This window comes from Dietzia sp. NPDC055340 (genome assembly GCF_053645335.1).
In genome coordinates, this window is the sequence record NZ_JBSHML010000001.1 from 155,371 (window position 1) to 180,924 (window position 25,554).

At 70.6% G+C, this 25,554-nt stretch carries 25 protein-coding genes and 1 pseudogene; 12 read left to right on the plus strand and 14 right to left on the minus strand.

Going from position 1 to position 25,554, the window contains the following annotated elements:
• Positions 1-112 precede the first annotated feature (112 nt).
• Genes hrpB through ACWIFB_RS00710 form a run of 3 tightly spaced genes read right to left on the minus strand, consistent with a single transcriptional unit; the run spans position 113 to position 4,361 of the window.
• A complete protein-coding gene (gene hrpB, locus ACWIFB_RS00700) occupies positions 113-2,677 on the minus strand; it encodes an ATP-dependent helicase HrpB (protein WP_454056978.1) in 2,565 nt (854 codons plus the stop codon).
• Positions 2,674-2,946 (minus strand): hypothetical protein, encoded by a 273-nt coding sequence (locus ACWIFB_RS00705; protein ID WP_452099671.1) that lies wholly within the window; start codon positions 2,944-2,946, stop codon positions 2,674-2,676. The genes hrpB and ACWIFB_RS00705 overlap by 4 nt, the downstream gene beginning before the upstream one ends.
• A complete protein-coding gene (locus ACWIFB_RS00710) occupies positions 2,943-4,361 on the minus strand; it encodes a glycosyltransferase (protein WP_454056979.1) in 1,419 nt (472 codons plus the stop codon). Before ACWIFB_RS00710 ends, ACWIFB_RS00705 begins: the two co-directional genes overlap by 4 nt.
• A 261-nt stretch (positions 4,362-4,622) precedes the next feature.
• Here ACWIFB_RS00710 and ACWIFB_RS00715 point away from each other — a divergent pair, with 261 nt between their 5' ends.
• Together ACWIFB_RS00715 and ACWIFB_RS00720 are read left to right on the plus strand one after the other, a co-directional pair.
• Positions 4,623-7,280 carry an ATP-dependent Clp protease ATP-binding subunit gene (locus tag ACWIFB_RS00715; protein WP_452099668.1) on the plus strand — a complete coding sequence of 886 codons (2,658 nt, stop codon included), beginning with the start codon at positions 4,623-4,625 and terminating at the stop codon, positions 7,278-7,280.
• Positions 7,281-7,636: 356 nt separating this feature from the next.
• Positions 7,637-8,356, plus strand: coding sequence for a hypothetical protein (locus ACWIFB_RS00720; protein WP_454056980.1), 720 nt, complete (start codon positions 7,637-7,639; stop codon positions 8,354-8,356).
• On the opposite strand, the gene ACWIFB_RS00725 is transcribed toward ACWIFB_RS00720, so the two are convergent.
• Positions 8,353-8,877: a flavin reductase family protein gene (locus ACWIFB_RS00725; RefSeq protein ID WP_454056981.1), complete on the minus strand. Its 525-nt coding sequence runs from the start codon at positions 8,875-8,877 to the stop codon at positions 8,353-8,355. The genes ACWIFB_RS00720 and ACWIFB_RS00725 overlap by 4 nt on opposite strands.
• A 114-nt stretch (positions 8,878-8,991) precedes the next feature.
• The gene (locus tag ACWIFB_RS00730; RefSeq protein ID WP_454056982.1) at positions 8,992-10,167 is read right to left on the minus strand and encodes an ROK family transcriptional regulator; all 1,176 of its coding nucleotides are present in this window, start codon (positions 10,165-10,167) and stop codon (positions 8,992-8,994) included.
• A gap of 56 nt (positions 10,168-10,223) precedes the next feature.
• Between ACWIFB_RS00730 and ACWIFB_RS00735 the strand changes: the two are divergent.
• A pseudogene (locus ACWIFB_RS00735) lies at positions 10,224-10,424 on the plus strand (ABC transporter ATP-binding protein); the annotation flags it as partial.
• A complete protein-coding gene (locus ACWIFB_RS00740) occupies positions 10,421-11,467 on the plus strand; it encodes an ABC transporter substrate-binding protein (RefSeq protein ID WP_454056983.1) in 1,047 nt (348 codons plus the stop codon). The pseudogene ACWIFB_RS00735 and the gene ACWIFB_RS00740, both read left to right, overlap by 4 nt.
• Before the next feature lie 52 nt (positions 11,468-11,519).
• On the opposite strand, the gene ACWIFB_RS00745 is transcribed toward ACWIFB_RS00740, so the two are convergent.
• The 6 genes from ACWIFB_RS00745 to ACWIFB_RS00770 all read right to left on the minus strand — a co-directional run bounded on the left by ACWIFB_RS00745 (position 11,520) and on the right by ACWIFB_RS00770 (position 16,423).
• Positions 11,520-11,912: a DedA family protein gene (locus tag ACWIFB_RS00745; protein ID WP_454056984.1), complete on the minus strand. Its 393-nt coding sequence runs from the start codon at positions 11,910-11,912 to the stop codon at positions 11,520-11,522.
• Between the two features lie 40 nt (positions 11,913-11,952).
• Positions 11,953-12,261 (minus strand): antibiotic biosynthesis monooxygenase family protein, encoded by a 309-nt coding sequence (locus ACWIFB_RS00750; RefSeq protein WP_344988797.1) that lies wholly within the window; start codon positions 12,259-12,261, stop codon positions 11,953-11,955.
• 92 nt (positions 12,262-12,353) lie between these two features.
• Entirely contained in the window at positions 12,354-13,211 is an 858-nt protein-coding gene (locus tag ACWIFB_RS00755) for a mycofactocin-coupled SDR family oxidoreductase (protein ID WP_454056985.1), read from the minus strand.
• Positions 13,212-13,251: 40 nt separating this feature from the next.
• Positions 13,252-13,701, minus strand: a complete 450-nt coding sequence (locus tag ACWIFB_RS00760) for a nuclear transport factor 2 family protein (protein ID WP_454056986.1) — start codon at positions 13,699-13,701, stop codon at positions 13,252-13,254.
• Positions 13,702-13,743: 42 nt separating this feature from the next.
• A complete protein-coding gene (locus tag ACWIFB_RS00765; protein WP_454056987.1) occupies positions 13,744-15,351 on the minus strand; it encodes an ABC transporter substrate-binding protein in 1,608 nt (535 codons plus the stop codon).
• A gap of 187 nt (positions 15,352-15,538) precedes the next feature.
• The gene (locus ACWIFB_RS00770; RefSeq protein ID WP_454056988.1) at positions 15,539-16,423 is read right to left on the minus strand and encodes an A/G-specific adenine glycosylase; all 885 of its coding nucleotides are present in this window, start codon (positions 16,421-16,423) and stop codon (positions 15,539-15,541) included.
• Positions 16,424-16,461: 38 nt separating this feature from the next.
• On the opposite strand from ACWIFB_RS00770, the gene ACWIFB_RS00775 reads away from it, so the two are divergent.
• Together ACWIFB_RS00775 and ACWIFB_RS00780 are read left to right on the plus strand one after the other, a co-directional pair.
• Entirely contained in the window at positions 16,462-17,115 is a 654-nt protein-coding gene (locus tag ACWIFB_RS00775) for a carbonic anhydrase (RefSeq protein ID WP_452099655.1), read from the plus strand.
• A gap of 56 nt (positions 17,116-17,171) precedes the next feature.
• Positions 17,172-17,837, plus strand: a complete 666-nt coding sequence (locus tag ACWIFB_RS00780) for a hypothetical protein (RefSeq protein WP_230929933.1) — start codon at positions 17,172-17,174, stop codon at positions 17,835-17,837.
• Positions 17,838-17,870: 33 nt separating this feature from the next.
• Here ACWIFB_RS00780 and disA read toward each other — a convergent pair whose 3' ends face one another.
• Both disA and ACWIFB_RS00790 read right to left on the minus strand, forming a co-directional pair.
• A complete protein-coding gene (disA, locus tag ACWIFB_RS00785) occupies positions 17,871-18,986 on the minus strand; it encodes a DNA integrity scanning diadenylate cyclase DisA (protein WP_452099712.1) in 1,116 nt (371 codons plus the stop codon).
• Positions 18,987-18,996: 10 nt separating this feature from the next.
• Positions 18,997-19,569, minus strand: coding sequence for a hypothetical protein (locus ACWIFB_RS00790; protein ID WP_452099654.1), 573 nt, complete (start codon positions 19,567-19,569; stop codon positions 18,997-18,999).
• Between the two features lie 198 nt (positions 19,570-19,767).
• Here ACWIFB_RS00790 and ACWIFB_RS00795 point away from each other — a divergent pair, with 198 nt between their 5' ends.
• From ACWIFB_RS00795 to ACWIFB_RS00820, 6 genes are all read left to right on the plus strand, one after another.
• The gene (locus tag ACWIFB_RS00795; protein ID WP_452099653.1) at positions 19,768-20,268 is read left to right on the plus strand and encodes a CarD family transcriptional regulator; all 501 of its coding nucleotides are present in this window, start codon (positions 19,768-19,770) and stop codon (positions 20,266-20,268) included.
• A gap of 16 nt (positions 20,269-20,284) precedes the next feature.
• Positions 20,285-21,058, plus strand: a complete 774-nt coding sequence (gene ispD, locus ACWIFB_RS00800; protein ID WP_454056989.1) for a 2-C-methyl-D-erythritol 4-phosphate cytidylyltransferase — start codon at positions 20,285-20,287, stop codon at positions 21,056-21,058.
• Positions 21,055-21,537: a 2-C-methyl-D-erythritol 2,4-cyclodiphosphate synthase gene (gene ispF, locus ACWIFB_RS00805; RefSeq protein WP_454056990.1), complete on the plus strand. Its 483-nt coding sequence runs from the start codon at positions 21,055-21,057 to the stop codon at positions 21,535-21,537. The genes ispD and ispF overlap by 4 nt, the downstream gene beginning before the upstream one ends.
• Positions 21,538-21,600: 63 nt before the next feature.
• Positions 21,601-23,049 carry a cysteine--tRNA ligase gene (cysS, locus tag ACWIFB_RS00810; RefSeq protein ID WP_454056991.1) on the plus strand — a complete coding sequence of 483 codons (1,449 nt, stop codon included), beginning with the start codon at positions 21,601-21,603 and terminating at the stop codon, positions 23,047-23,049.
• Position 23,050: 1 nt separating this feature from the next.
• Positions 23,051-24,019, plus strand: a complete 969-nt coding sequence (gene rlmB / locus ACWIFB_RS00815) for a 23S rRNA (guanosine(2251)-2'-O)-methyltransferase RlmB (protein WP_452099649.1) — start codon at positions 23,051-23,053, stop codon at positions 24,017-24,019.
• Positions 24,020-24,092: 73 nt separating this feature from the next.
• Complete coding sequence (locus ACWIFB_RS00820; RefSeq protein ID WP_454056992.1) at positions 24,093-24,284, plus strand: hypothetical protein; 192 nt, start codon at positions 24,093-24,095, stop codon at positions 24,282-24,284.
• A 57-nt stretch (positions 24,285-24,341) separates the two neighbouring features.
• On the opposite strand, the gene ACWIFB_RS00825 is transcribed toward ACWIFB_RS00820, so the two are convergent.
• Positions 24,342-25,379: an aminoglycoside phosphotransferase family protein gene (locus tag ACWIFB_RS00825; protein WP_454056993.1), complete on the minus strand. Its 1,038-nt coding sequence runs from the start codon at positions 25,377-25,379 to the stop codon at positions 24,342-24,344.
• Between the last annotated feature and the right edge of the window lie 175 nt (positions 25,380-25,554).

Consider the following 25,554-nt stretch of genomic DNA (forward strand, 5'->3'; position numbering starts at 1 on the left):
CTTCCGGCAGAATTCGCCTGCAGTGGTATGCCTCACATCCTACGACCGATTCCGGCCCGAATCTACCGCTGGGTCTCCCGTTATGGTATTGGGACCGCCTCGGCGGGGGCGGTCAGCGCTTCCGGTTGGTGTGCCGTGTCGGTTCGGCGGTCATCGGATCCTCGGGCCACGGGTGCTTCGGGTACCGCCCGCGCATCTCCGCCCGCACCCCGGGATAGGCCTCGCGCCAGAAGAAACCCAGATCGCGGGTCACCGCGAGGGGGCGCCCGGCGGGGGAGAGGAGGTGCACCGTGACGGGGACGCGGCCGCCGCAGATCCGCGGGGAGGTGGTCCAGCCGAAGCATTCTTGCAGCTTGGCGGCCAGGACGGGGGCGTCGTCCGACCCGGGCTCGGGATAGTCCACGCGGTACGACGACGACGAGGGCACCTGCAGCCGCTCCGGCACCAGCTCGTCGAACGACCCGGCCTCCGGCCAGGGCAACAGTCGCTTCAGCGCCGGGCCGAGGGCCCGGCCCGCGATCGTCGAGCCCTGCGCGAGGGCGGCGATCTCCGGCCCGAGCCATTCGTCCAGACGCTCGGCGAGGCCGGCCGCGGACACGTCGGGCCAGGGCTCACCGAGTTCCCGGCGGGCCAGCGCGAGGCGACGCCACAGGGCGAGGGCGTCGTCGTCGGGGCCCAGGGCCGGGAACCCGCCGGCCCGGACCGCGGCCGAGACCGCCTCGACGGCCGCCGCGTGTGAGGGCCGCACAGGTGTAGAGGAGAGTTCGATCGCGCCGAGACGCCGGACACGGCGGCCGGTCAGTGAACGGCCGGCGAAGTGGGCGGTCTCGTCGTCGTCGACAAGAGGGGACGCGGCGTCGAGCGCGTCGTCCCGACTGATCGCGGCGGCCCCGCGGATCACCGCCCCGGCCTCTCCCGCAGCGCGCCCGGCGGCGCGGCCGACCTCCGCCACGGCCAGCCATTCCCGGCCGACCAGCGCCGAGCCGGGCGGCAACACCGCGCCGGTCCCGGAGGCGAAGGTGTACTGGTCACGTCGGCGGCGTGCGACCCGGTCCGGGTGAGCGAGCGCGATCACCAGCCCCGTCGCGTCCTCCCGTCCGTCGCGCCCGCCCGCGGGGCTGCCCGCGGCGCGACCCTCGCGCGCGATCCGCTCCATCCGGCGCGCCTGCTGCTGCCAGGCCCGCGCGTCCGGCGCCCGACCCGACCGCAACGCCCGCAGGTCCGCGGCCAGGTCACCGCCCGGGGAACGCCGGTCCGAGGCCAGCAGCGCCACCACCTCGGCGGCGGCCCGCGGGCCGACCAGTGACGCCCCGTCGAGCAGGGCCCGGGCGTGACGCGGATCGGCCGGCACCCGTGCCAGGTCCCGGCCCCGGTCGGTGGCCCGGCCGTCGGCATCGAGTGCGCCGAGGCCGCGCAGCACCGACTCCGCGCGGGCCAGCTCCCCGACCGGCGGGGCGTCCGGCAGGGCCAGCCCCGCGCCGCGCGGCGCACCCCAACACGCCACGTCGAGGGTGAAGGTCGTGAGATCGGACGTGGCGATGGCCGGGGAGCGATGCGACGGCAGGTGCGTGTATTCCTGCTCGCTCAGGCACCGCACCGCCAGGCCCGGGCCCAGGCGTGCGGCGCGGCCGGCGCGCTGGACGCACGAATCCCGCGACGCCGACACGGTCACCAGGCCGGTCATATCGCGGGCGGTGTCGCGGCGCGGCTCGCGGCTCAGACAGGCGTCCACCACCACCTGCACGCCCGGGACCGTCAGCGAGGACTCGGCGAGATCCGTGGAGACGACCACGCGCGGACGCGACCCGCCGCCGGTGCGGCCCGAGCCCGACACCGCGCGGTCCTGCGCCGCCGGGTCGAGCCCGCCGTGCAGCGGAAGGATCTCGGCGGCCTCACCGAGCCGAGCGGACAGCAGGCGCACCACCCGCTCGATCTCGCGCACCCCCGGCAGGAACACCAGGGAGTCGTGGCCGCTCGCGCGAACCTCGTCGGCGGTCACCGTCGCGACGTGCTCGAGGAACCCGTCGGTCACCCCGCGCGCGTCGAGCCTGGGCGCGGACGGCGGTGCGTAGCGGACCTCCAGGGGGTGCAGGACGGCCGGGACGTCGACGACCGGGGCGGGGGTGTGCCCGTCACCGGTGCTCCCGCCGAGCAGGCGGGCGAAGCGGTCCGCCTCGACCGTCGCGGACATCGCCACCACCGGCAGGTCTTCGCGCAGCTGGCGCAACTCGCACAGCAGGGCGAAGGCGAGGTCGGACTCCACATCGCGTTCATGGACCTCATCGAGCACCACCGCGCCCACGCCCGGCAGGTCGGGATCGGAGATCAGTCGGCGTACCAGCACGCCCGGTGTCACGAACTCCACCCGCGTGTCACGGCCGACCGTCGAGTCCCCGCGAACCGAATAGCCCACCGGCCCGCCGGGCTCCGTACCGGTCAGGCGTGCCAGGCGGCGGGCCGCGGACCGGGCGGCCACGCGGCGGGGCTGCGTCACCACCACCCTGCCGGCCACGCCGTCGGCCACCGCGACGGCCGGCGGCACCAGCGTCGTCTTGCCCGTACCCGGGGGCGCCTGGACGACCGCGGTGCCGGTCGCGGCGAGGGCCTCGCGTAGCGCCGGTAGGGCGTCGGCGAACGGCAGCCCGCTGCCGATCCGCTCCGGGTCGAACCGGCTCACCCGGGCTCCGGGCGGTTCTCGCGCTGCGTCGGGCCCGGCTCGGGGGCGTCCGGATAGATGCTGCGGGTCTCCGCGCGCGTGTAGCGGCGCGGGAACAGGTCGTACGGATGGACCTTGGGCAACGTCTTGGCCACCGCGAGCGTCACGTACATGACGGTGTTGATCGCCACGAACGCCGCGAGCACCGCGAACCACTCGGAGGCCAGCACCGACTCGGGCAGCAGGATCCCCGCGTGGATCGTCTCGATCTGCATCGTGTGAGTCGTCATGTCCCCTCCACCCTGGTCGTCCCGTCCTCGCCGACCACCACGTGGCCCCAGTTGGCCTGGCGGGCCAGGAGGATGTCGAACACGCCCTTGAGGAAGACGATGTTGAGGAACGTCGCGTACGCCAGCTCCGGGATCAGCACCACCGCGACGAGCTTGGCCCGCAGGTCCGCCTTCCACACCCCGACCAGCCGTTCGAGCATGAACAGCAGGCCGAGCCCGCCCCAGAAGGGATACCAGACCCACTCGTCGAGGGCGAGCGCGGTGATGGTGATGAGCAGCAGGTAGCTCAACAGCGCGATCGCCCCGTACCCGATCCCGAGCTGCTGGAACCAGTACCGGGTGGTCTGCGGCGTGATCCCGTAGGCGCCGAGGTTCTCCAGCGCGCCGCGCTGCCAACGCAGTCGCTGGTGCCACAGCGCCCGCCAGGTGGGCATGACCTCGGTGACCACCGTGCACTCCGGAGGGGACACCATGAGTCCGCCGAGGGATTTGAGGGCCAGCGTCAGCTCGTTGTCCTCCGTCAGCGCCGCCGTGTCGTAGACGTCCCCGTGCCTGCCCGGGATCCGGGTGCCGCGCGAGTCGGCCACCGTCCGCAGCGCGCGCGAGCGGAACACCGAGGCGGTGCCGGTGAGGACGAACACCCGGCCCCGGCGTCGGCGGATGTCGCGGCTGTAGCGGGTGTACTCGTTGCGCTGGTACTGCCCGAGGAGTCCGGCACCGTCCTCCCCGTAGAACAGGCCGCCGACGGACATGAGGGCGCGGTCGTCGGTGAAGCGTCGGCGGGCGGAGGTCAGGTAGCCCTGGTCGAGCACCGTGTCGGCGTCCATGACCATCACGCAGTCGTTCTCGCCCAGGTCCGGCAGGAGGACCGCGAGCGCCTGGTTGAGCGCGCCGCCCTTCTTGTGGGCGTTGTCGACGGAGGCGAACACCTCCACGCCCGCCGCGCGCGCCAGGTCGGGTGTCGAGTCGGTGCAGTTGTCGGCCACCACGATGATCCGCTCCGGCGGGTCGATCTGGTCCTGCAGCGAGGTGATGGTCGCGGAGATCCGATCCTCCTCGTTGTGCGCCGGGATGAGGACCGTGATGGTGACCGGCCCGTGGAACACGCCGCGGGTCTCGGCCATGACGACCTTGGGGGCGAGCGGGATCCCCTGCTCGTCGAGGGAGCGTCGGTAGCGGTTGGCGACGGTGGTCTCCACCGACGTCGCCACGGCGACGAAGATCAGGGCGACGACGAACGCCGCGACGATCACCGCCACCGGTGGGGCGTACGCATCGTAGAGGAACCGCAGGTTTCCCAGCCGGCCCTCCCGGGCCTGCTGGACGCGGTTGTCGGACAGCGTGAGCGCCAGCCAGAGCATGAGACCGGCCATGGCGGCCAATCCGACGACGGCCACTCCGACCGTCCGTCCCATGGTGAAGGACGGTTTCTCCAACGCTGGTTCCTCCTCGGTGTGGTGTGCGGGTCGCCGGGGACCCGGACTCGTCGCGGGGCGCAACCGCCGCGGCGTCAGGCAACAGTGTTCCGGCGTTCGCTGACGGCGTACACGATTCGGCAATGATCACCCCACCTGCGGCGTTGAACACACATGACAGGTCGACTGCCACTCCTGTGGCTCCGGTCGACGGACCGGGCCACTAGAGTGGTGCAAACCCGAGGAATGTGAGGTAGCACGATGTTCGAACGGTTTACCGACCGCGCGCGTCGCGTCGTCGTCCTGGCCCAGGAAGAGGCCAGGATGCTCAACCACAACTACATCGGTACCGAGCACATTCTGCTCGGGCTCATCCATGAGGGCGAGGGTGTAGCGGCCAAGGCCCTCGAGTCCCTCGGGATCTCGCTGGAGGCCGTGCGTAGCCAGGTCGAGGAGATCATCGGTCAGGGCCAGCAGGCGCCCAGCGGGCACATCCCGTTCACGCCGCGTGCCAAGAAGGTGCTCGAGCTGAGCCTGCGGGAGGCCCTGCAGCTCGGCCACAACTACATCGGTACCGAGCACATCCTGCTCGGCCTCATCCGCGAGGGCGAGGGCGTGGCCGCCCAGGTGCTGGTCAAGCTCGGCGCCGACCTCACGCGGGTGCGCCAGCAGGTCATCCAGCTGCTCTCCGGTTACCAGGGCAAGGAGGCCGAGGCCACGGGCGCTCCGGCTGGAACCGGTGGACGTGAGTCCGGTACGCCGTCGTCGTCGACGGTCCTGGACCAGTTCGGCCGCAACCTCACCCAGGCCGCCATGGAGGGCAAGCTCGACCCGGTCGTCGGTCGCGCCAAGGAGGTGGAGCGCATCATGCAGGTGCTCTCCCGGCGCACCAAGAACAACCCGGTCCTCATCGGCGAGCCCGGTGTGGGTAAGACCGCCGTGGTCGAGGGCCTGGCCCAGGCGATCGTCAACAACGAGGTCCCCGAGACCCTCAAGGACAAGCAGCTCTACTCGCTGGACCTGGGTTCGCTCGTAGCCGGCTCCCGCTACCGCGGCGACTTCGAGGAGCGCCTGAAGAAGGTGCTCAAGGAGATCAACCAGCGCGGCGACATCATCCTGTTCATCGACGAGATCCACACGCTCGTCGGGGCGGGCGCCGCCGAGGGCGCGATCGACGCCGCGTCGATCCTCAAGCCCAAGCTGGCCCGCGGTGAGCTGCAGACCATCGGTGCCACCACGCTGGACGAGTACCGCAAGCACATCGAGAAGGACGCGGCGCTCGAGCGTCGTTTCCAGCCCGTGCAGGTGCCCGAGCCGAGCGTCGAGCTGTCCATCGAGATCCTCAAGGGTCTGCGGGACCGCTACGAGGCGCACCACCGGGTCACCATCACGGACGCCGCACTGGCCGCGTCCGCTCAGCTGGCGGACCGGTACATCAACGACCGCTTCCTGCCGGACAAGGCGATCGACCTCATCGACGAGGCCGGTGCCCGTATGCGCATCAAGCGGATGACGGCGCCGCCGGACCTCCGCGAGTTCGACGAGAAGATCGCGGAGGCCCGCCGCGAGAAGGAGTCCGCGATCGACGCGCAGGACTTCGAGAAGGCCGCCGGCCTGCGGGACACAGAGAAGAAGCTCATCGCCGAGCGCTCCGAGCGTGAGAAGCAGTGGCGTGCGGGCGACATGGACGTGGCCGCCGTGGTGGACGAGGAGCAGATCGCCGAGGTCCTGGGTAACTGGACCGGCATCCCCGTCTTCAAGCTCACCGAGGAGGAGACCACCCGTCTGCTCCGCATGGAGGACGAGCTGCACAAGCGGATCATCGGCCAGGAGGACGCCATCAAGGCGGTCTCGCGGGCCATCCGCCGTACGCGCGCCGGGCTCAAGGATCCCAAGCGCCCGTCGGGTTCGTTCATCTTCGCCGGCCCCTCGGGTGTCGGTAAGACGGAGCTGTCCAAGGCGCTGGCGAACTTCCTGTTCGGTGAGGATGACGCGCTCATCCAGATCGACATGGGCGAGTTCCACGACCGCTTCACGGCCTCTCGGCTCTTCGGCGCGCCCCCCGGGTACGTCGGCTACGAGGAAGGTGGCCAGCTCACCGAGAAGGTGAGGCGCAAGCCGTTCTCGGTGGTCCTGTTCGACGAGATCGAGAAGGCCCACTCGGAGATCTACAACACCCTCCTCCAGGTGCTGGAGGACGGCCGTCTCACCGACGGTCAGGGTCGCATGGTGGACTTCAAGAACACCGTGCTGATCTTCACCTCGAACCTGGGCACCAAGGACATCTCCAAGGCCGTGGGCATGGGCTTCTCCGGTATCGGGGAGCAGGATGCCGAGGGTCAGTACGAGCGGATGAAGCAGAAGGTCAACGACGAGCTGAAGAAGCACTTCCGCCCGGAGTTCCTCAACCGCATCGACGAGATCGTGGTGTTCCACCAGCTCACGCAGGACCAGATCGTCCAGATGGTCGAGCTCATGATCGGCCGCGTCCGTTCGGCCCTCAAGGCCAAGGACATGGACATCGAGGTCACCAACCGTGCGGAGCGGCTCCTGGCCAAGCGCGGATTCGACCCGGTGCTGGGCGCGCGTCCGCTGCGTCGCACGATCCAGCGCGAGATCGAGGACACGCTGTCGGAGAAGATCCTCTTCGGCGAGGTCGCTGCCGGCGATCTGGTGACCGTGGACGTCGAGGGCTGGGACGGCGAGTCCGAGCGCACCGAGGATGCCAAGTTCACGTTTACTGGCTCCCCGCGCCCGGACGCGCCCGAGGACCGCGAGGGCGACGAGGTCACCGCCAGCGTCGCCCCCACGGGTGAGGCCGGGCCGGGCGACTCCTTGCCGCCGAGCTCGGGTGGCTTCGGTGGCGGCGCCCCGGGCGGCCCCGCCGGCAGCGGCGGGGCGGCTCCCGCCACGAGCTGACCGCTCCCGAGATAGTCGCAACGGACGACCCCCGCCCTCACCGGCGGGGGTCGTCCCCATTTCGGCGTCGCTCCCGGAACGCCACATCCGACTCGCGCCGCCAGTCAGCCTCCAGCCCCGCCTGCCCGCCGCCGCGATCCCGGCCCCCTCCGCCCCCGCCGGCCGCCGCTGCCCGTCGAGTGGTCGAAGATCCCGAAAGTCGGCGATGCCCACCTGGGAAAACGTGATTGGGATCGACCACGCGGCGAATTGTGAGCGGCTGGCCAGCGTTGTGTGAGGCACCTATGGCCTCGCTGGAGGACCTATCCTCGGCGAGGCTCGCGAGCGGACGAGCGGCGACGACGGGGGAGTTACGGATGACGTACGGGGGCGGGCCATCGCAGGCGCCGGGGCACGGGCAGGCGCCGGGCGAGGGACGGCGCTCCGGGGCGTGGACAGCCCCCGGCCAGGAGAACGAGAACTCGAACGCGATCTGGTGGATCCTGGGGATCGTCTGCGCTGTCGGGTTGATCATCGTGGCGGCGGGGGCCATCGCGCTCGCCGGCGTGGTGGAGCAATTCATGAAGTCAGGACTGGGGCCGAACTCGGCGCCGGCGACGTCGTCGTCCTTCACCCCTGCAGCCCGCCCGACGTCGTCCGCACCCGCCGCGCGTCCCCACTCCGCGGAGGGTCCTGCCAGCCCGTCGATTCGGGTATCACCCCGCTTTCCGCAGGTTCAGCCGGCGGCGGAGATGCCACGGGAAGATGCTGCGGAGTTGGGTGTGGAGGTGGACATCCAGACGTCCGAGCTGCGGTACGTGGTGATGGACATGTTCGACGAGCCGATCTACAACTGCATCTTCTCGGCCGACTTCCAGAACCTCACGGACCAGCCGCTGGTGGTGACGGTGGCGTTCCGCACGACCGGCGATCCTCAGATGGAATGGGCGGGTGGTTCACCCAAGAGGCTCGAACCGAACGATTCCACGAAGCTGGCGCTGGGCTGGGACGGCCTGAGCCCGGCGGAGGTGGGACTGAGCGAGAATGAGTGCACCGGCGGGGTCGAGCTCACCGAGTTGGTGGTGGCGCCCGGCTAGTGGGCGGAGCTCGATACCGAACGGAAGCCGCCGTCGAGGATCACCAGGGGATCGGCGGGCTCGTCGTCGAACCAGGCGTCGAGCAGACGCGCGATCACCAGGACGTGATCGCCAGCGGGCACGAGACGGTCCAGGACCACGCGGAGTCGGACCCGCCCGCCGTGGAGCAGTGGCTCGCCGGTCTCGGCGCGGGTCCACAGCGCCGTGTCGGCGAACCGCAGATGCGACGGCCCGGCAAAGCGGAGCGCCAGGTGCTCGTCCCCTTCGCCGAGCAGATGCACGACGGCGGTGCGGGCCTCGAGAACGGCCGCCAGGCTCGACGAGGATACTCCCACGTTGAAACTGATCAGGGCGGGCTCGGCAGACAGGCTCGAGGGGGACGACGCGGTGAAGCCGACGGGACCGTCCGAACCGTCCAGGGTGACGATGGTGACGCCGGCGGGATGCGTCCTCATCGCGCGCCGGTGGACCTCCCGGGAGACGGGCGGGACGGTAGTGGACAACGACTGGTGTTCAGGCATGTCGGAAGTCTGCGGCCCGCCCGCTACGGATGTCGAGACTTCCGTTCGCGGTGATGCAAAGTGCGGCGGCGGAAGCAGGCCGCCACGGCGGTGAAGGCGCGGCCGGGCCGGGCCCTACGACGCAGAGAGCGCCCGGGCCGCGAGCACTGCCGTGGGGTCCGCGGAGATCGCGTCGAGTGCGACCGCCATCGCGGCGAACTGCTGGATGCGGCCTCCTGCCGTCGAGACCCGCAGATCCGGCGCCCCGCCCACGAGACGGGTCTCCCGGGTCGCCTTGATCAGCGCCGACAGGTACCGCCGATGGTCGGTGAAGGCCTGACCGCACAGGACGACGGCATCGGGCCGGGTGATGGAGGACAACAGGCCCACCAGCCGGCCCAGGACCGTGGCGCGCTCGACGAGGATCGCTTCCGCCACCGCGTCCCGGCGGGCGCGCACGGCGAGTTCGGCCACCGATCCCACCTCTATTCCGTGGCGACCCGCAGCCCGGACCAGCCCGGAGTCGCCGACCACGTCCAGCAGGCCGCCGCCGCGGTCGTCGAGCAGCTCGGTGGCTCCGACGGGCAGGTGCGTCAGATCGGGGGAGCCCGCCCGCGGCTGGTGGACGACGCCATCGATCACGAGCGCGGAACCCAGGCTCTCGCGTGCATAGACCACCAGCGTGGTGCCCTCGTGGGTCTCGTGCCCCACCAGCAGCTCGGTCGCGGCCATGGCCTCGACGTGCGGCGCCACCGAGAACGGCACCCCGATCCGGTCGGCGAACAGGTCGGTGACGGGCACGTCCTTCCATCCGAGCAGGTCGTGGTCGATCCGGCCCGCCCCGGTGATCCGGGCGGCGGTGGCGATCCCACCCCGGACCAGCCGGCGGTCGCGGTAACCGTCCAGAAGTCGGAACGCGACCGCGGTCAGATCGTCGGCGATCCGCGCCGGTTCACGGCCGGGCGTGCCGATCGCGTACTCGGACAGGATGCGGCACGCGAGGTCGCACACCGCCACCACGCTGCGATGTAAGCCGATGTGCACGGCGACGGTCACCGGACCGGACGGGTCGATCTCCACCGGGATGCTCGGGCGTCCGACCGATCCGTCGTGCATGAGTTCGGGACGCTCTTGGATGACACCCGCGGCCATCAGCGCGGAGGTCGCGCGTCCGACGGTCGCCACGGACAGCCCGGTCGTCGCTGCGATCTCGGGCCGGGAGACGGGCCCCCGGAACCGGATCGCCCGCATGACCCGCGCCGAGCTGATGTCGGAGAGGCGCAGGTCGGCCACGGGGGACTGGGTGGGCATGGCGGTGACAGTAACACAGGCAATAGACAGATCGGTCTGGTGCAGTTAAGGGTTTCGGACTTGGGATCCTGCTGGTCACGCACGACATCGACGAGGCGATCGCGCTGGCCGACAGCGTGCTCGTGCTGGACCACGGCGCCGTTGGGCACACCGAGACCATCGACCGGCCCCGCGAGGGCGGGCAGGTCGGTCACCACCGACGATCACTTCTCGACGCCCTGGGCGTCGACGACTCAGACGAGGACTATTCGATATGACCACCACCGTTTCCGATATCCGCAGGCGACACTCGATACTGATCGCACTCCTCGCCCTGGTGGTGGTCGTGATGATCGCCGGTGCGGGGTGCGCCAGTCGGGAATCGCAGGCCCAGGCGCCCGTCCCGGACAGGGTGGACCCGGCGGAGCTGTCCGACCTCGTGCTGCGGGTGGGGGACCAGAAGGGTGGCACAGAGGCGCTACTGACCGCGTCAGGGCAGCTCGACGACCTGCCGTACCGGGTGGAGTTCTCCACCTTCACCTCCGGACCGCCGCAGATCGAGGCGCTCAACGCCGGGCAGATCGACGTGGCCGTGACAGGCAACACCTCGCCCGTGTTCGGGGCCGCGGCCGGGGCGCGCGCGTCCGTCGTGTCCGCCTACGCCAACGACGGGGAGGGCGACCAGATCCTCGTCCCGGCCGACTCGGACGTGCAGTCCGTGGCGGACCTGGTCGGCCGGAAGGTGTTGGTGGCCAAGGGCACCTCCGCCCACGGCCACCTGCTGCTGCAGCTCCGTAAGGCCGGGGTCGACCCGGACGACGTGGAGCTGGTGTATCTCCAGCCCGCCGAAGCGGGGTCGGCGTTCTCCCGCGGCGACGCTGACGCGTGGGCCATCTGGGACCCGTACACTGCCATCACCCAGACCACCTCCGATGCCCGCACCCTCACCGCCGCGGCCGGGACGACCAACGGGTTCGGGTTCGGCGTGGCGTCTGACGAGGCCCTGGCGGACCCGCGCCGGCAGACCGCGATCGCCGACCTGCTGGTCCGGATCGCCGAGGCGGGGAAGTGGGCGGCAGAGGACCCGACCGGGTGGGCGGACTACTACGGAGCGGCGGTGGGCATCTCACCGGAGGCCGCCGAGCTCTCGCAGGGCCGTAGCAGCCGGGTGCCGGTCGCGCTGGCGGACACGATCGCCAGCGAACAGGAATTCGCCGACGTGTTCACCGAGGACGGTCAGATCGATGCTGTCGACGTGAATGCACTGGCGGACGAGCGGTTCGCTGACGACCTGGCGCCCGTGGTGGGCCCGCTGCCCTGAACTGAGCCGGGCTGCCCCGAGTTGTGCTCGCCTCGGGCCCGAGCTGGCCAGGTCAGGCGGCGATCCGGTCCCAGAGGGTCGCGATCGCCGCCCAGCCGACCATGCCGACGGTGGAGTAGAGCAGCGCCCAGAGCACGCACCCCACGGTCACGGCCGGCAGGTAGCGGCGTAGCGGCATGACGGTGAAGCCGGCGCTGAAGTTGATCGCCGTCTGGATGCCGACCGTCAGGAACGACAGTGGCACCGCGACCACGCCGTAGCGGGCGGAGAGCCGCTGGGCGCGCTTCATGGTCGGCCCGTCGAGGCGACGGGCGAGCCTGTCGCTGAGCCGACCCCCGCTCAGCGCGCCCCGGCCCAACCAATAGGTGGCGTTGGCCCGCAACATCACGATCAAGAACAGGGTACCGAAGGCCAGGGCGAACGGCAGTTCGGCGATCCGGTCCATGGGCGGGCAGCGATGCGGGGTGCGGTCAGGTCGGGTCTGGTCAGCCGGCGGGCTTGACGTCCATTACGACGTCGAACTCCAGCAGGTTCGCGCCCTCTGCGACCGGCTTGCCGTGCTGACCTGCGTGGGCCGCGCGGGCGTCGCCGTCGCGCCACGCCTCGAACGAAGCGTCGTCCTCCCAGGTCGTCACCACGAAGTAGCGGGTCTCCCCGCCGGTCGGGCGCAGCAGCTGGAACCCGAGGAAGCCCGGGGAGTTCTCGACGGTGTGCGCGCGCTCGGAGAACCGGCGCTCGAGCTCGGCGCCGGCCTGCGGCGGGACGTTGAGGGCATTGATCTTCACGACGGCCATGTAGGACAGCCTACGCTTACCGGCCGACGAGGCGGGTCGCTGACCTGACTCGGGGCGAAGCCCACGGGCGCCGGACTCGCGGGAGACCGGTCCTACCCGAACTTCGACGAGCCCCCGAGGTCGATCGCGATCTCCGCGCCCGTGATCCCCGCTCCCGCGGGACTGCACAGATGGACGACCATCGCCGAGATCTCCGTCGGTTCGACCCACGGCCGGGGCAGCACGTTGAGCGCGCCGAACCCTGCGGCCGCGCCGTCGAGATCGCTGGCCTCGCCCCCGGACATCAGCGAGATCATCGCGGAGTTGTCGATCATCGGGGTGCGCACGTTGCCGGGATGGATCGAGTTGACGCGGATCCCCATGGGGCCGACCTCGCCCGACAGTGATTTGGCCAGACCCCGAACCGCCCACTTGGACGCCATGTAGCTGGTGGTGTTGGCGGCTCCGGTCAGTCCGACCATCGAGCTGATAATGACGATGGAGCCGCCGCGGCCCGTGTCCAGGATGTGGGGAACCGCGACCTTCGTGGTGATCCAGGTGCCCTTGAAATTGGTGTCGACCGTGGCGTCCCACTCCGCCTCACTGCGCTCCCAGGACCGGGTGACAGGGGCGGACACCCCCGCATTGCACACGGCGAAATCGAGTCCTCCGAGCGCGGCCACGCCGGTGTCGACGGCCGCCGCCATTGCCACCAGATCCCGGACGTCAGCGACAGCCGTATGGCACCGGCGCCCGGACGCTCGCACCGCCTCGGCGGTGGCATCGAGGTCCTCGGGTCGGGCCAACGGGTACTCGATGGTGGGGATGTCGGAGCAGATGTCCGTGGCGATGATGTCACAGCCGGCCGCGGCGAGCGCCTCGCAGTGTGCCCTGCCCTGGCCACGCGCGGCGCCGGTCACCAGGGCGACCCTTCCGGTCAGCGGCGCTCCGATAGTCGGGTCGTTAGTCATCCGTTGCTGTTACCTTTCGTGGGTTCCGGGGATCGGGGTGCTACGTCGAGCGCATGTGCTTCGACAGGTCACCGAACCCGTCGGGGAGCACTCGGCGTTCAGCGAACCTCCAGTCGCCGCTGTGGGAGGAGAAGGAGTCCGCGTATCGCCCCTGGAAGATGATGGTGGGCTGGGCCCGGGAGATCGATTGGTAGACGATCACGTACGACTGCGCGGTTGCCGACGTGCCCTGCTCGTCGAAGTCAATGCAGATGTTGCCCATGACGTGGCGCGTACCCGTCGAGCCGTCGTCGTACAGGATGATGTTCGAGTGCAGGAACTCCGCTACCGCGTCACGTCCTGTGAAGGCGAGAGCTGGCCCGGGTCGCCACACCCCGTCTGCGAACAGGTCCGCGGTCTCGTCGAGTCGTCCGGAGTCGAGTGTCGTGCAGTACGCGTAGATCAGGCGGGTGATGGCCTCCCTGGCCTCGATCCGCTCCACGGCATCCATGTCAGTCCTCTCGGTGCGCCGGGTTGAACAAGGCCGGGTGACTCACTCTTCGATGAAGGCGCCGTCGAAGAGCATGGTGGAGGAAATCGTGGGCTGGACGCCCCTGACCTCCTCGGAAATGAGTACGTATTCCTCGGCGTTGCCGACGACGGTGAACGGCATGACCCGGTTGTGGACTTCCTGCAGGCGCGCGAAGCCCTCCTTCTGCGCTTGCAGGTCGGTCGCGGCCATGAGTTCGGTGACCGTCGCGACGAGTTCCGGGTCATCGATGCCGGTGAGGTTGGTGGCGCCGCCGGGGGTCAGGGCGCTGTAGAAGGTGGAGGCCGGATCGGCGTCGGACGTATCCAGGCCGCCGATGACGATCTCGTAGTCGCCCGTGAACTGTCGCGCGGTGACCTGGGACACCGGTGCGTTCTCGATGGACACGTCAAACCCGGCGGCGTCGAGCAGCGCCTTCGTGACCACTCCTGCCTCGACATTCTCGGGACCGTCGGAGATCAGAAGGGTCAGTGAGCCGTTCCAGTCCGGATTGTCGGCCTTGATCTCCTCGACGAGCGCCGTGGCCGCGGCGTTGTCGTATTCCGGTCCGTCATGGCCGTCGTAGAAGCGCGAGGACTCGGCCAGCAGGGCGGAGGTCGGCTGCCCGGTGCCGGCGCGGAGCCGTTGATCCATGAGGTCTCGGTCGAGAGCGTGGGCCACGGCCCGGCGGGCCCGTTCGTCGGTGAGGATGCCGTCGTAGCCGGCCGCGCCGGAGTTCATGTTGATGACGGACCCGGCGCTGATTATCGTGTGGAATCCCTGTAGGCCGGAGTCCTGTGCGTCGGAGATGAACTTGGATCCACGCAGGAACCCGGCCTGGATCTCCCCGGTCCGGAAGGCGTCGAGGGTGCCCTGGGACCCGGGGATCCGGATGAAGCGCAGGCTGGGGCAGACGACGCCGCCGTGGTAGTCCGGGTTGGGCTCGAGCACGACCTCTTGGTCGGGGGTGTAGCTGGCGAGCGTGAACGCGCCGGCCCCGATCGGGTTGCGCGCCCACTCCTCGGCATCGGACGCCTCGAAGGCGGCCTTGGGGATGACCTCGCCGACGGTCCCGGCCAGGACCGACGGGAACCCTGCCCACGGCTGGGTCAGGGTGAATTCGACGGTATGCGGGTCCACGACCCGGGCCCGCTCGACCTGCATGGCCTGCGTCATGGCCATCGAGGTCGTCGCCGGGTCCTTGTGGAGTTCGACAGTGAAGGCGACGTCCTCGGCGGTGAGCGGGTCACCGTTGGAGAAGTTGACGCCCTCGGGCAGCACGAGGGTCCAGACCGAGTTGTCTTCGTTGGGTTCGAGCGACTCGGCGAGTTTGGGCTCGAACTCCTCGGCCTCCGGGTTCCAGCGCATCAGTCGGTCGTAGATCGCAGCCGACTCGGCGCCGCCGCGGACACCGGACTGGCCCTGGCCGGGCATGAACGTGGGCAGCATGACGTACTCGCCCATGGTGATGGTGCCGCCGACGTTCTCCTCGGTGCACCGGTCTGACTGCGCGGGGGTCAGCGAATCGTCTCCGCCGGCGGCGGTGGACGATCCGCCGCCCCCGCCACCGCAGGCCGCCAGGGTGATCGTGGCAGTGGATAGCGCGAGGATCGCACGTGTCGTCCGGGTCATGGGTCCTCCTAGGGGGCGGGGCCGGGACCGGCTTGGCTGTTTAAGTCGGTCCCTTAAAGCGGTGCTCTGTGATGAGTATCACGACTAGGGGCGCCGCTGACAACAGAATTAAGAAATTGCCTCAGTCGGCGCATTAAACCGCCTCGCCCCGCGGGTTGCGTATCGGACCGAGTGGTCGGCCCGTAGTTCAGGTCGGCAGTGAGTAGCGGCCCTCGACCTGCACCACGAGCCCGTCGTCGACAAGCGAGGCCAACGCCCGCGCACGTTGCACGTCGTCCGGCCACACCAGGTCGAGCCGCGCGGCGGTCGCGGTGCCGTCGCCGTCGCGCAGCACGTCGAGCAACATGCCGCGGACCTGACGGTCGGTCCCGGCATACGCCTGGGCCTTCCGCCTGGGCCCGTCCCAGGCGGGCTTTCCGGCGGCAACCCACGCGCACGAGGAGGCGAGCGGGCAGGCGTCGCAGTCGGGGGAGCGGGCGGTGCACACGAGCGCGCCAAGTTCCATGATTGCGACGGAGAAGGCCACGGCGTCCTCACGCCGCGCGGGCAACAACGCCTCGACGGCGGCGAGGTCGCGACGGTTCGACGGCGGGCCCGCCTCGGCGAGCCCGTTGACGGCGCGCGCCACGACGCGCCGCACGTTTGTGTCCACCACGGGGACGGCCTGGCCGTGCGCGAAGCAGGCGACGGCGCGCGCCGTGTAGTCGCCGACGCCCGGCAGGGAGAGCAGGTCGTCGACGTCGGTGGGAACCTCGCCCCCGAATGTGTCGACGACGACGACAGCGCACTCCCGCAGTCGCAACGCACGGCGCGGATAGCCGAGTTTGCCCCACATGCGGATCACGTCCGCGGGGGCGGCGGCGGCGAGTTCGGCCGGGCCCGGCCACCGCGCCAGCCAGTCGCGCCAGACCGGCTCCACCCGGGCGACGGGCGTCTGTTGACTCATCACCTCACACAGCAGGATCTCCCAGGCGCTCACGCCGTCCTCGCGCCACGGCAGGGCGCGGCCGGCGCCGGAGAACCAGGAGATCAGGGCAGGGGTGTCGATGTCGTGGGCTGCGGTGGAGGTCACTGAGGGTCCTTCTGGGAAGCGAGTGCACAATATGAGCCATGCCTCATACCAACCCGATCAGCGCCTGGGCCTCGCTCCGCGACGGCAATCATCGATTCGTCAACGGCGAGATGCGTCATCCCAGCCAGAATACCCAGCGGCGTGAGGACCTGGTCGCCGCGCAGCAACCCAAGGCCGTGTTGTTCGGCTGTTCGGACTCGCGGGTGGCGGCAGAGATCATCTTCGACCAAGGGCTGGGCGATATGTTCGTCATCCGCACGGCGGGCCACATCATCGACACCGCGGTCCTGGGGTCGATCGAGTACGCCGTGCACCTGCTGGAGACGCCGCTGATCGTGGTGCTGGGGCACGACAGCTGCGGCGGCGTGGCCGCGGCGGTCGAGGCGCTCAAGACCGGCGAGATCCCGCCAGGGTTCCTGCGGGACGTGGTCGAGAAGGTCTCCCCGTCGATCCTCAACGGCCGTCGCGAGGGCCTCACGACGACCGACGACCTCGAGGCGCGGCACATTCTGGAGACCGGTGAGCTGCTGGAGCAGCGGTCCAAGATCATCTCGGAGCGGGTGGCCGCCGGCAAGCTCGCGATCGTGGGCGTGACGTACAAGCTCAACGACGGGCGAGCGTATCTGCGCAGCGTGATCGGCGACGTCGAGGACGTCCCGCACGGTCCCGGCGAGGAGATGGTCGCGGTCTGAGGGACACGCCGCGCCGCAGGTCGGGTGGGCGCGGGCTCGGATCTAGAGTTGGGCTCGTGCAAGAACCTCAGGGCCCCCTACCGCGCGAAGTCTATGTCCGCCGTCGTGTCGCGGCGGTCGTCGTCGCGGTCGTCGTCGTCCTGGCGGTGGTGGTGGCGCTCTTCCTGGCCTCCCGCGACACCGGGACGGACACCCAGGCGACGGCCGACGGCGGGGACCCGGATACGTCGGAGGCCGCAGAGACCACCGAGACCTCGACCACCGAGCCCACCGAGAGCGACAAGCCCGACGACGGCGGCGCGTCCCGCGGTCGTTGCGCTGACGAGGACCTGCGCCTGGACGTGTGGCCCGCCGGGCCGAACGTGCCGGTCGGCGAGGAGGTCCGCTTTTTCGTCAACGTCCTCAACACGTCCGAGACGACGTGCGACCGCGACCTGTCCGAGGCGCCGCTCTCGTTCGAGGTCTATCGGCTCGACGACAACACCAAGGTCTGGTCCAGCATCGACTGCACGACGCCCCGCGACGAGGACGAGGTCGAACTGCGCCCGAACGAGCCGGAGCCGCGCCAGATCGACTGGTCGGGCCGCCGTTCCGCCGAGGGCGCCTGTGCCGAGTCCGACCGCACGCCGGTCGAGGTGGGTTCCTACCAGGTGTACGCGCTGGTCGGGAACGTCTTCAGCCCGGCCGCGACGTTCAACGTGGTCGACGCGCCCGAGGCCTGACGTCTGAGACCTGACGCTCGCGTCTGACGTCGGTCAGCCGGTGACGAGGCCGGTGAGCCGCTGCCGGACGTGCCGCGCCCACAGGGAGCCGACGCCCTCGACATCGGCGAAGTCCGCCTGCTCGGCCGCCAGCAGCGCCGTCACCGAGCCGAACCGCTCCACGAGTGCCGCGATCTGCACCGGCCGCAGCCGGGGGATATGGGCGAGCATCCGGTAGCCGCGCGCCGAGACCTGGTCGTCCAGGTCCTCGGGCTCGGCCGGTAGCCCGAGGCAGCGCGCGACGGGGCCGGGTAGCAGCAGATCCGCGTCGGAGAGCACGGTGAGCCGCTCCAGGCCCGTCTCGACCTGCTCGGCAGTGGGCAGGGCCGGGGAATCCGCATCGGCGGGATCCATGCCGGTCTGGTCCACCACCAGGTAGTCGGCGACGAGGCCCCAGAGCTCATCCGGGGTGTCCGAGAGCAGCTCCTCGAGCTGCAGTGTGGTCTGACGCCCGTACTCGCCCATCTCGACGGTCAGCTCGGCGAGCTCGGTCCCCAGTCGCTCCAGGCGAAGCAGGCGCTGGGCCATGGTGATCACGTCACGCACGGCCGCGTACCCGCCGATCTCCGCGCGATCGAGTCGGGCCCGGGCGCGGGCGGTGCGGGCGCCGTGACGCTCCATCGTGGCGACGGTCTGGTCGGCGCGGGCGAGCAGCACGACGGGATCGGCCAACACGCGGGCCTGCCCTGCGGCGTACACGGTCACCGTGGTCATGGATGCCGACACGGCGACCGCGGGGACACCGGTGTGCCGGGCGGTCCGCTCCGCGGCGCGGTGACGGGTGCCCGTCTCCACTGCGGGCAGCGAGGGATCGGGCACCAGATGGACGTTGGCGCGGGTGATCCTCGTGCCGTCCGTGGACAGGACCACGGCGCCGTCCATCTTGCTCAGCTCGCGCAGGCGGGCCGGGGTGAACGGGACGTCGAGATCGACCCCGCCGTCACAGATGGACTGGACCGCGGGATCGTCCCCGAGTACGACGAGGCCGCCGGTTCCGCTACGCCGGATCCGGTCGAGCGCGTCGCGCAGCGGCGTGCCCGGGGCGAGGCGGCGGAGAACGCCGCGGACCTCGGCGTCGACGGGCGAGCCGTCAGCCGAGCGGGCGGACAGGGCGGACGTCTCAGTGCCCCTCGGACGGGGCGGCGGTCTCGGCCGGGCGGGTGTACTCGCCGATCTCGAGGTGCTCGGCCATCACGGCCGCGTCCAGCTCGATCCGCTCGCCGTTGCTGAAGGAGACGGTGGCGGGGACCGAGGTGCCGATGTGCAGCTCCTCGCCTCCGGGCAGCATCGCCGTGGCGTGCTCGAGGCAGACGTCGGCGGCTGGCGGCATGGGCGCCGCGTCCGGGCTGGCGTCGAAGACGATCGAGCAGCCACGCTCCATCGGCCGGGTGTCGCCGAGCTGTACCGGCATGCCGTCGACCTCGGCCGACTCGATGCCGATCGGGTCCTCCATGCCGTAGCCGGTGTACGAGGCCGCGAAGCCGACACGGGCCTCGCCGCCGTCCTGCGGGATGAGCACCTGGAAGTCGTTCACGGACAGATCGCCGGCCGAGCCACGGCCGCCGTCGACCGCGGCGACCTGGTTGGCGGTCTGCGACACCTGGCCGGATCCGCAGGCCGACGCCCCGAGGGCGGCGCCCACGGCCAGGACTACGAGCGCGGTGCGGCGCAGGCCGGTGTTCGGTGAAGTCACGTCAGGCTCCTCGGGGAATGGTCGTCTCTCAGGCCGGTCTCATCGTAGTCCACGGCCCCGCGCCATCGGTGCCGGAGTGGCCCCCCCGGGGGCGCCGGAATGCCTGGACAGGTCCGGCACGGTGCTGACCTGCGCAAACGGAAAACACCGAGGCTGAGGGCGTGCTAAGATAGGTCAGTCGAAAGGGGAAAGCCACTCATGGAGTTCAAGGTCGGCGACACCGTCGTCTACCCGCATCACGGCGCCGCGACCATTCAGGCGATCGAGATGCGGACGGTCAAGGGCACCGAGAAGGAATACCTCGTCCTCAAGGTTTCGCAGGGCGATCTCACGGTCAAGGTCCCGGCCGAGAACGCCGAGTACGTCGGAGTGCGCGACGTGGTGGACCAGGCGGGCCTCGACAAGGTCTTCGAGGTCCTGCGCACCGAGCACGCGGAGGAGCCCACCAACTGGTCCCGCCGCTACAAGGCGAACGGCGAGAAGCTCGCCTCGGGCGATGTGAACAAGGTCGCCGAGGTCGTACGTGACCTCTGGCGCCGCGATCTCGACCGTGGACTGTCCGCGGGCGAGAAGCGCATGCTGGCCAAGGCCCGCCAGGTGCTCGTCGGTGAGCTCGCGCTCGCCGAGCGCGCGGACGAGGATCGCGCGGACGCGCTCCTCGAAGAGGTGCTGGGCTCAGCAGCGCCCGCGTCCGCGTAATGCGGCACACCACCAGGTGACGCACCACGAATCGACCGGCCACCCCGCCCCTACGAGCAGGGTGGCCGCGGTCGTCCCCGCCGCCGGATCCGGCGTCCGTCTCGGCGCGGGGATCCCCAAGGCCTTCGTCGAGCTCGGGGGCCGCACCATGCTCGAACGGTCCGTGGCAGGGCTGCTCGCCTCGGGCGTCGTGGACGATGTGGTGGCCGTGGTGCCGGACGATCGCGTAGACGAGGCCGAGTCACTGCTGTCGCCCCTGCGGGTGGGCCGCCACGTCGTCGTCGTCACCACCGGCGGAGCCGAGCGCACCGACTCGGTGCGCAACGGCCTCGCGGCGCTGACCACCGCCCACGACGCGACGACAAGCGCGGCGGTTTACGACGTCCTGCTCGTCCATGACGCGGCGCGGTGCCTCACGCCCGCGGGGTCGATCCGACGCGTGGTCGAGGCGGTGCGCGCGGGCGAGGCCGCGGTGGTCCCCGTGCTTCCGGTCGTCGACACCGTCAAACAGGTCGATGCCGCGGGCCACGTGGTGGGCACCCCCGACCGTGCCGCCCTGCGCGCCGTCCAGACCCCGCAGGGCTTCGCGCCCGACGTGCTCCTCGCCGCCTACGACGCGGCCGGGGACGTGGCCACCGACGACGCGGGTCTGGTCGAGCGGCTCGGCCGACGCGTCGCCACCGTTCAGGGCGCGGCGCTCGCGTTCAAGATCACCACCGCGGACGACCGCGCGCTCGCAGAATTCCACCTGCGGTCCCGACCGACCGCACAGCCCCAGGAGGACCCGTGACCGGACCCGTCATCCCCCGCGTGGGGATCGGCACCGACGCCCACCGCGTCGAGCCGGGCAAGCCGTGCATGATGGCCTGCCTGCACTTTCCCGACGATCACGGGTGCGAGGGCCACTCCGACGGCGACGTCGTGGCGCACTCGCTCGTCGACGCGCTGCTGTCCGCGGCGGGGCTCGGAGACCTCGGCACCCTGGTCGGGACCGGGCGGCCCGAGTACGACGACGTCTCCGGGGAACAGCTCCTGCGCGAGGCCGTCCGCGAACTCGGCAGGCACGGCTGGACGATCGGCAACGGGGCCGTGCAGATGGTCGGCAACCGGCCCAAGATGGGGCCGCGGCGGGTCGAGGCCGAGGAGCGGCTGTCGGAGATCATCGGGGCGCCGGTGTCCGTCTCGGCCACCACGACCGACGGCATGGGGTACACCGGCCGCGGCGAGGGCGTCTCCGCCGTGGCCACCGCTCTGGTCTACCGGGCCTGAACTACCCCACACCCCGCGCGACGAGGCGGGCGTACGGCGCGGCCACCGGTAGACTCGGCCACCGTGACACTCCATCTGTATGACACCGCCACCCGCTCCCTGAGGGAGTTCGCCCCCGTCCGGGAAGGGCACGCGTCTGTCTACCTCTGTGGAGCCACCCCGCAGTCCGCCCCGCACATCGGGCACGTGCGCTCCGGCGTCGCGTTCGACATCCTCCGTCGCTGGCTGCTGGCCGCGGGCTATGACGTGGCGTTCGTGCGCAATGTCACCGACATCGACGACAAGATCCTGACCAAGGCGGCCGAGAACGGTCGCCCCTGGTGGGAATGGGCCGCCACGCACGAGCGCGAGTTCACCCGCGCCTACGACGCGCTGGGCGTGCTGCCGCCGTCGACCGAGCCGCGGGCGACCGGGCACATGACCCAGATGATCGAGTACATGGAGCGGCTCATCGAGCGCGGCTACGCGTACCCGGCCGAGGGGTCGGTCTACTTCGACGTGGCCGCCTGGTCGGCCGCGCCGGAGGGCGACTACGGGCACCTGTCCGGACACAAGCTCGACGAGGTGGACCAGGGGGAGTCCGCGGACCTGCGCGGTAAGCGCGACCCGCGCGATTTCGCCCTGTGGAAGGCGGCCAAGGACGGCGAGCCCAGCTGGCCCACCCCGTGGGGCGACGGCCGGCCCGGCTGGCACCTCGAGTGCTCGGCCATGGCCACCTGGTACCTCGGCGGCACCTTCGACATCCACGGCGGCGGCCTGGACCTGCAGTTCCCGCACCACGAGAACGAGGCCGCACAGTCCCACGCCGCCGGTGACGGCTTCGCGCGGTACTGGCTGCACAACGGCTGGGTCACCATGGCCGGCGAGAAGATGAGCAAGTCGCTGGGCAACGTGCTCAGCGTGCCCAACATCCTCGAGCACGTCCGGCCGGTCGAGCTGCGCTACTACCTGGGCAGCGCCCACTACCGCTCGATGCTCGAGTACTCGCCCGAGGCCCTGCAGGAGGCGGCGGCCGGCTACCGGCGCATCGAGGCGTTCGTAGGGCGGGTGAACGAGGCTGTCAGGGCAGACGCAGGGCCGTCCGTCGCTCCCGAGACCGCGGTGCCCGTCGGGACGTGGACCGAGGGGTTCGCCGCCGCGATGAACGACGACCTGGGGGTGCCGGCCGCGCTGGCCGAGATCCACGGGCAGGTCCGGGCGGGCAACACCGCGCTGGCGGCCGGCGACATGGAGGCGGCGTTGGCCGCCGCCTCGTCCGTGCGGGCGATGGCAGGTGTGCTGGGCGTGGATCCACTCGACGCCCGGTGGGTTGCCGCCGGTGGGGGCGACGACGACACGGCCGTCGCGCTGGATCTTCTCGTACAGGCCGAGTTGGCCGCACGGCAGCAGGCTCGGGCGGACAAGGACTTCGCCACCTCGGACGCCATTCGTGACCGGCTGGTCGCGGCGGGCATCGACGTGGCCGACACTGCGGACGGCCAGAAGTGGTCGCTCGCCAACCGGAAGGACTGATATGGCGGGCAACTCGAGCCGGCGCGGAGCGATCCGCAAGAGCGGCACGAAGAAGGGGCAGGTCGTCGGTTCCGGCGGCCAGCGTCGTCGTGGCCTGGAGGCGCGTGGCGCCACCCCCAAGGCGGAGGACCGGACCTATCACGCGGCCCACCGCCGGGCGAAGTCTGCGGACCGCAAGGCGCAGGGCGCGCAGCAGCGTCGCCAGTACGCCCAGAAGAAGGCCGACGGGCCCGAGCTCGTGGTGGGCCGCAACCCGGTCGTGGAGTGCCTGCGGGCCGGGGTCCCGGCGACCGCGCTGTTCGTGGCCGTGGGCGCGGACAACGACGAGCGGCTCACCGAGGCCGTGCGTTTCGCCGCCGACAACGGGATCTCGATCCTGGAGGTGCCGCGCGTCGATCTGGACCGCATGACGTCCAACGGCATGCATCAGGGGATCGGGCTGCAGGTTCCGCCGTACGAGTACGCGGACCCGAACGACCTCATCCAGAGCGCCATGCACTCGTCGCAGCCGGCGCTGCTGGTGGCGCTCGACAACATCACGGACACGCGGAACCTCGGCGCCGTCATCCGCTCGGTCGCGGCGTTCGGCGGCCACGGCGTCCTGATCCCCGAGCGTCGCAGTGCCTCCATCACCGCGGTGGCGTGGCGGACCTCGGCCGGCGCGGCGGCACGCCTGCCCGTCGCCCGCGCCACCAACCTCAACCGCACGCTGCTGGACTGGGCCAAGTCCGGCGCCCAGCTCGTCGGGCTCGACGCCGGTGGCGACGTGTCGTTGGACGACTACGACGGCACCGGCCCCACGGTCATTGTGGTGGGATCCGAGGGCAAGGGCCTGTCCCGGCTGGTACGCGAGAACTGCGACTCCATCCTGTCGATCCCGATCGCCTCGAAGGTGGAGAGCCTCAACGCCTCGGTCGCGGCGGGCGTGGTGCTGTCGGAGTTCGCGCGTCAGCGGCGCGTCAAGGGCTGACGCTGGCTGTCCGGCCAGGCGGGTACATTGTTTGGTGCACTTCGCTTGTGACTTCTGATCCAGGGAGATAGACATGCTCGGTTCGCTGTTCAACGGCTCGATGGAGATCGCCGGTGGCATCGCCAACCAGTTCCCCGGTCCGGAAGGCGGGGGGATCAGCCTGGGCTCGCTGATCGTTGGTTCTGCGGCGGCCCCGTGGAGCCTCGTACAGGCGGGCGCACAGGCGCTGGGGATCCCGCTCGAGTGGCTCTTCCCGGCACCCTGATCCACCCGCCGCGGATCCCCGCGCGAGTCCTGACGCGCTACCCGTGGGTGCCGACGGTCATGCCCGCGGGCGGCGGGGTGACCGGCAGCGATCAAAGGTCGCTCGTGCGTACTCCCACGTCTCCTCGCCGTAGTACAGGTGGCCGGCGAGCATGTAGAGACCGGCCAGCCGCTGGTAGGTCCACGCCCGATCGAGGAACTCAGGATCCACGCGACCGACGTAGCGCGCCAGGACGTCCTCCACGAAGCGCGGGCCGTATTCGTACAGCTCCGCGAAGTCGATGGCCGGGTCTCCGATGCACATATCGGTGAAGTCGATCAGGCCAAGCTGGCCTGGTGAGCCGGCCTCGGCCTCGGTTCCGCCAGCACGGCCGCGCTGCCAGTACAGGTGGCGGGCGTAGATGTCGTAGTGCAAAAACACCCGGGGCAGCAGGGTGGACTGCAGCACGGCCACCTCGTCGCAGATCTCGCGGGCCGTGCGCATCTCGTCCGGTGTGAGCACGTCGGGCATGTTGTTCTCCACGATCCCGCGCACGAAGTCCAGGTTCTCGGGCTGGTACGACGGCGCGACCAGATCCATCGGTGGCGCCGAGGTGTCCTGGATGTGCAGCGCAGACAGCAGAGAACCCAGCTGCGTGGCGATGTTCGTCTGCTCGGTGAAGGGCAGGCTGTGCAGTAGGCCCGCGGTGAGGCGTTCCCCGTGGACCATCGGGTAGCCGGCGAACGGGATGAGGCCCTCGTCCGGCCGCGCGCTCGCAGGCACATGCGTGTAGCGGGGGAGCGCCGCCTCGATCCGGGGCGCCAGGTGCTCGAGCACCGCGATCTCGGTTGGCAGCTGCGCGAGCGCCTGCTCGTCGGAGGGGAAGCGGAACACCAGATCGGCGTACCCGAGGGCGTCCTCGCCGGAGCAGCCGCGGCAGAGGATCACCACGTGGTCCCAGCCCTCGTCGGTGCGGCTGACCGACTCCCAGTGCAGCGACGGGTAGGCCATGCGGATCGCGTGGAGTTCTGCCCCGCCTTCAGCCGCGGCGTCGTCGACATCGGGTCCGGCGCCAGCGTCGGGCTCGGGCTCGGGCTCGGAGGCGGTGTCCATCATCGTCCAGACGTTAGTAGCGACAAGCGCGGACGCCGTGCTTCCTCTCGGCATGGCGGGCTGACCTGGTCCGACCCGGCGTCGCGAAGAGGGTTTCGCACAGTGCCTCTCGGGCGATGTGGGCGAAAGGCTCTTCGCGACGAAAGGCGGCGGCGCTGTGGAGTGCTGTGAGGCGGGC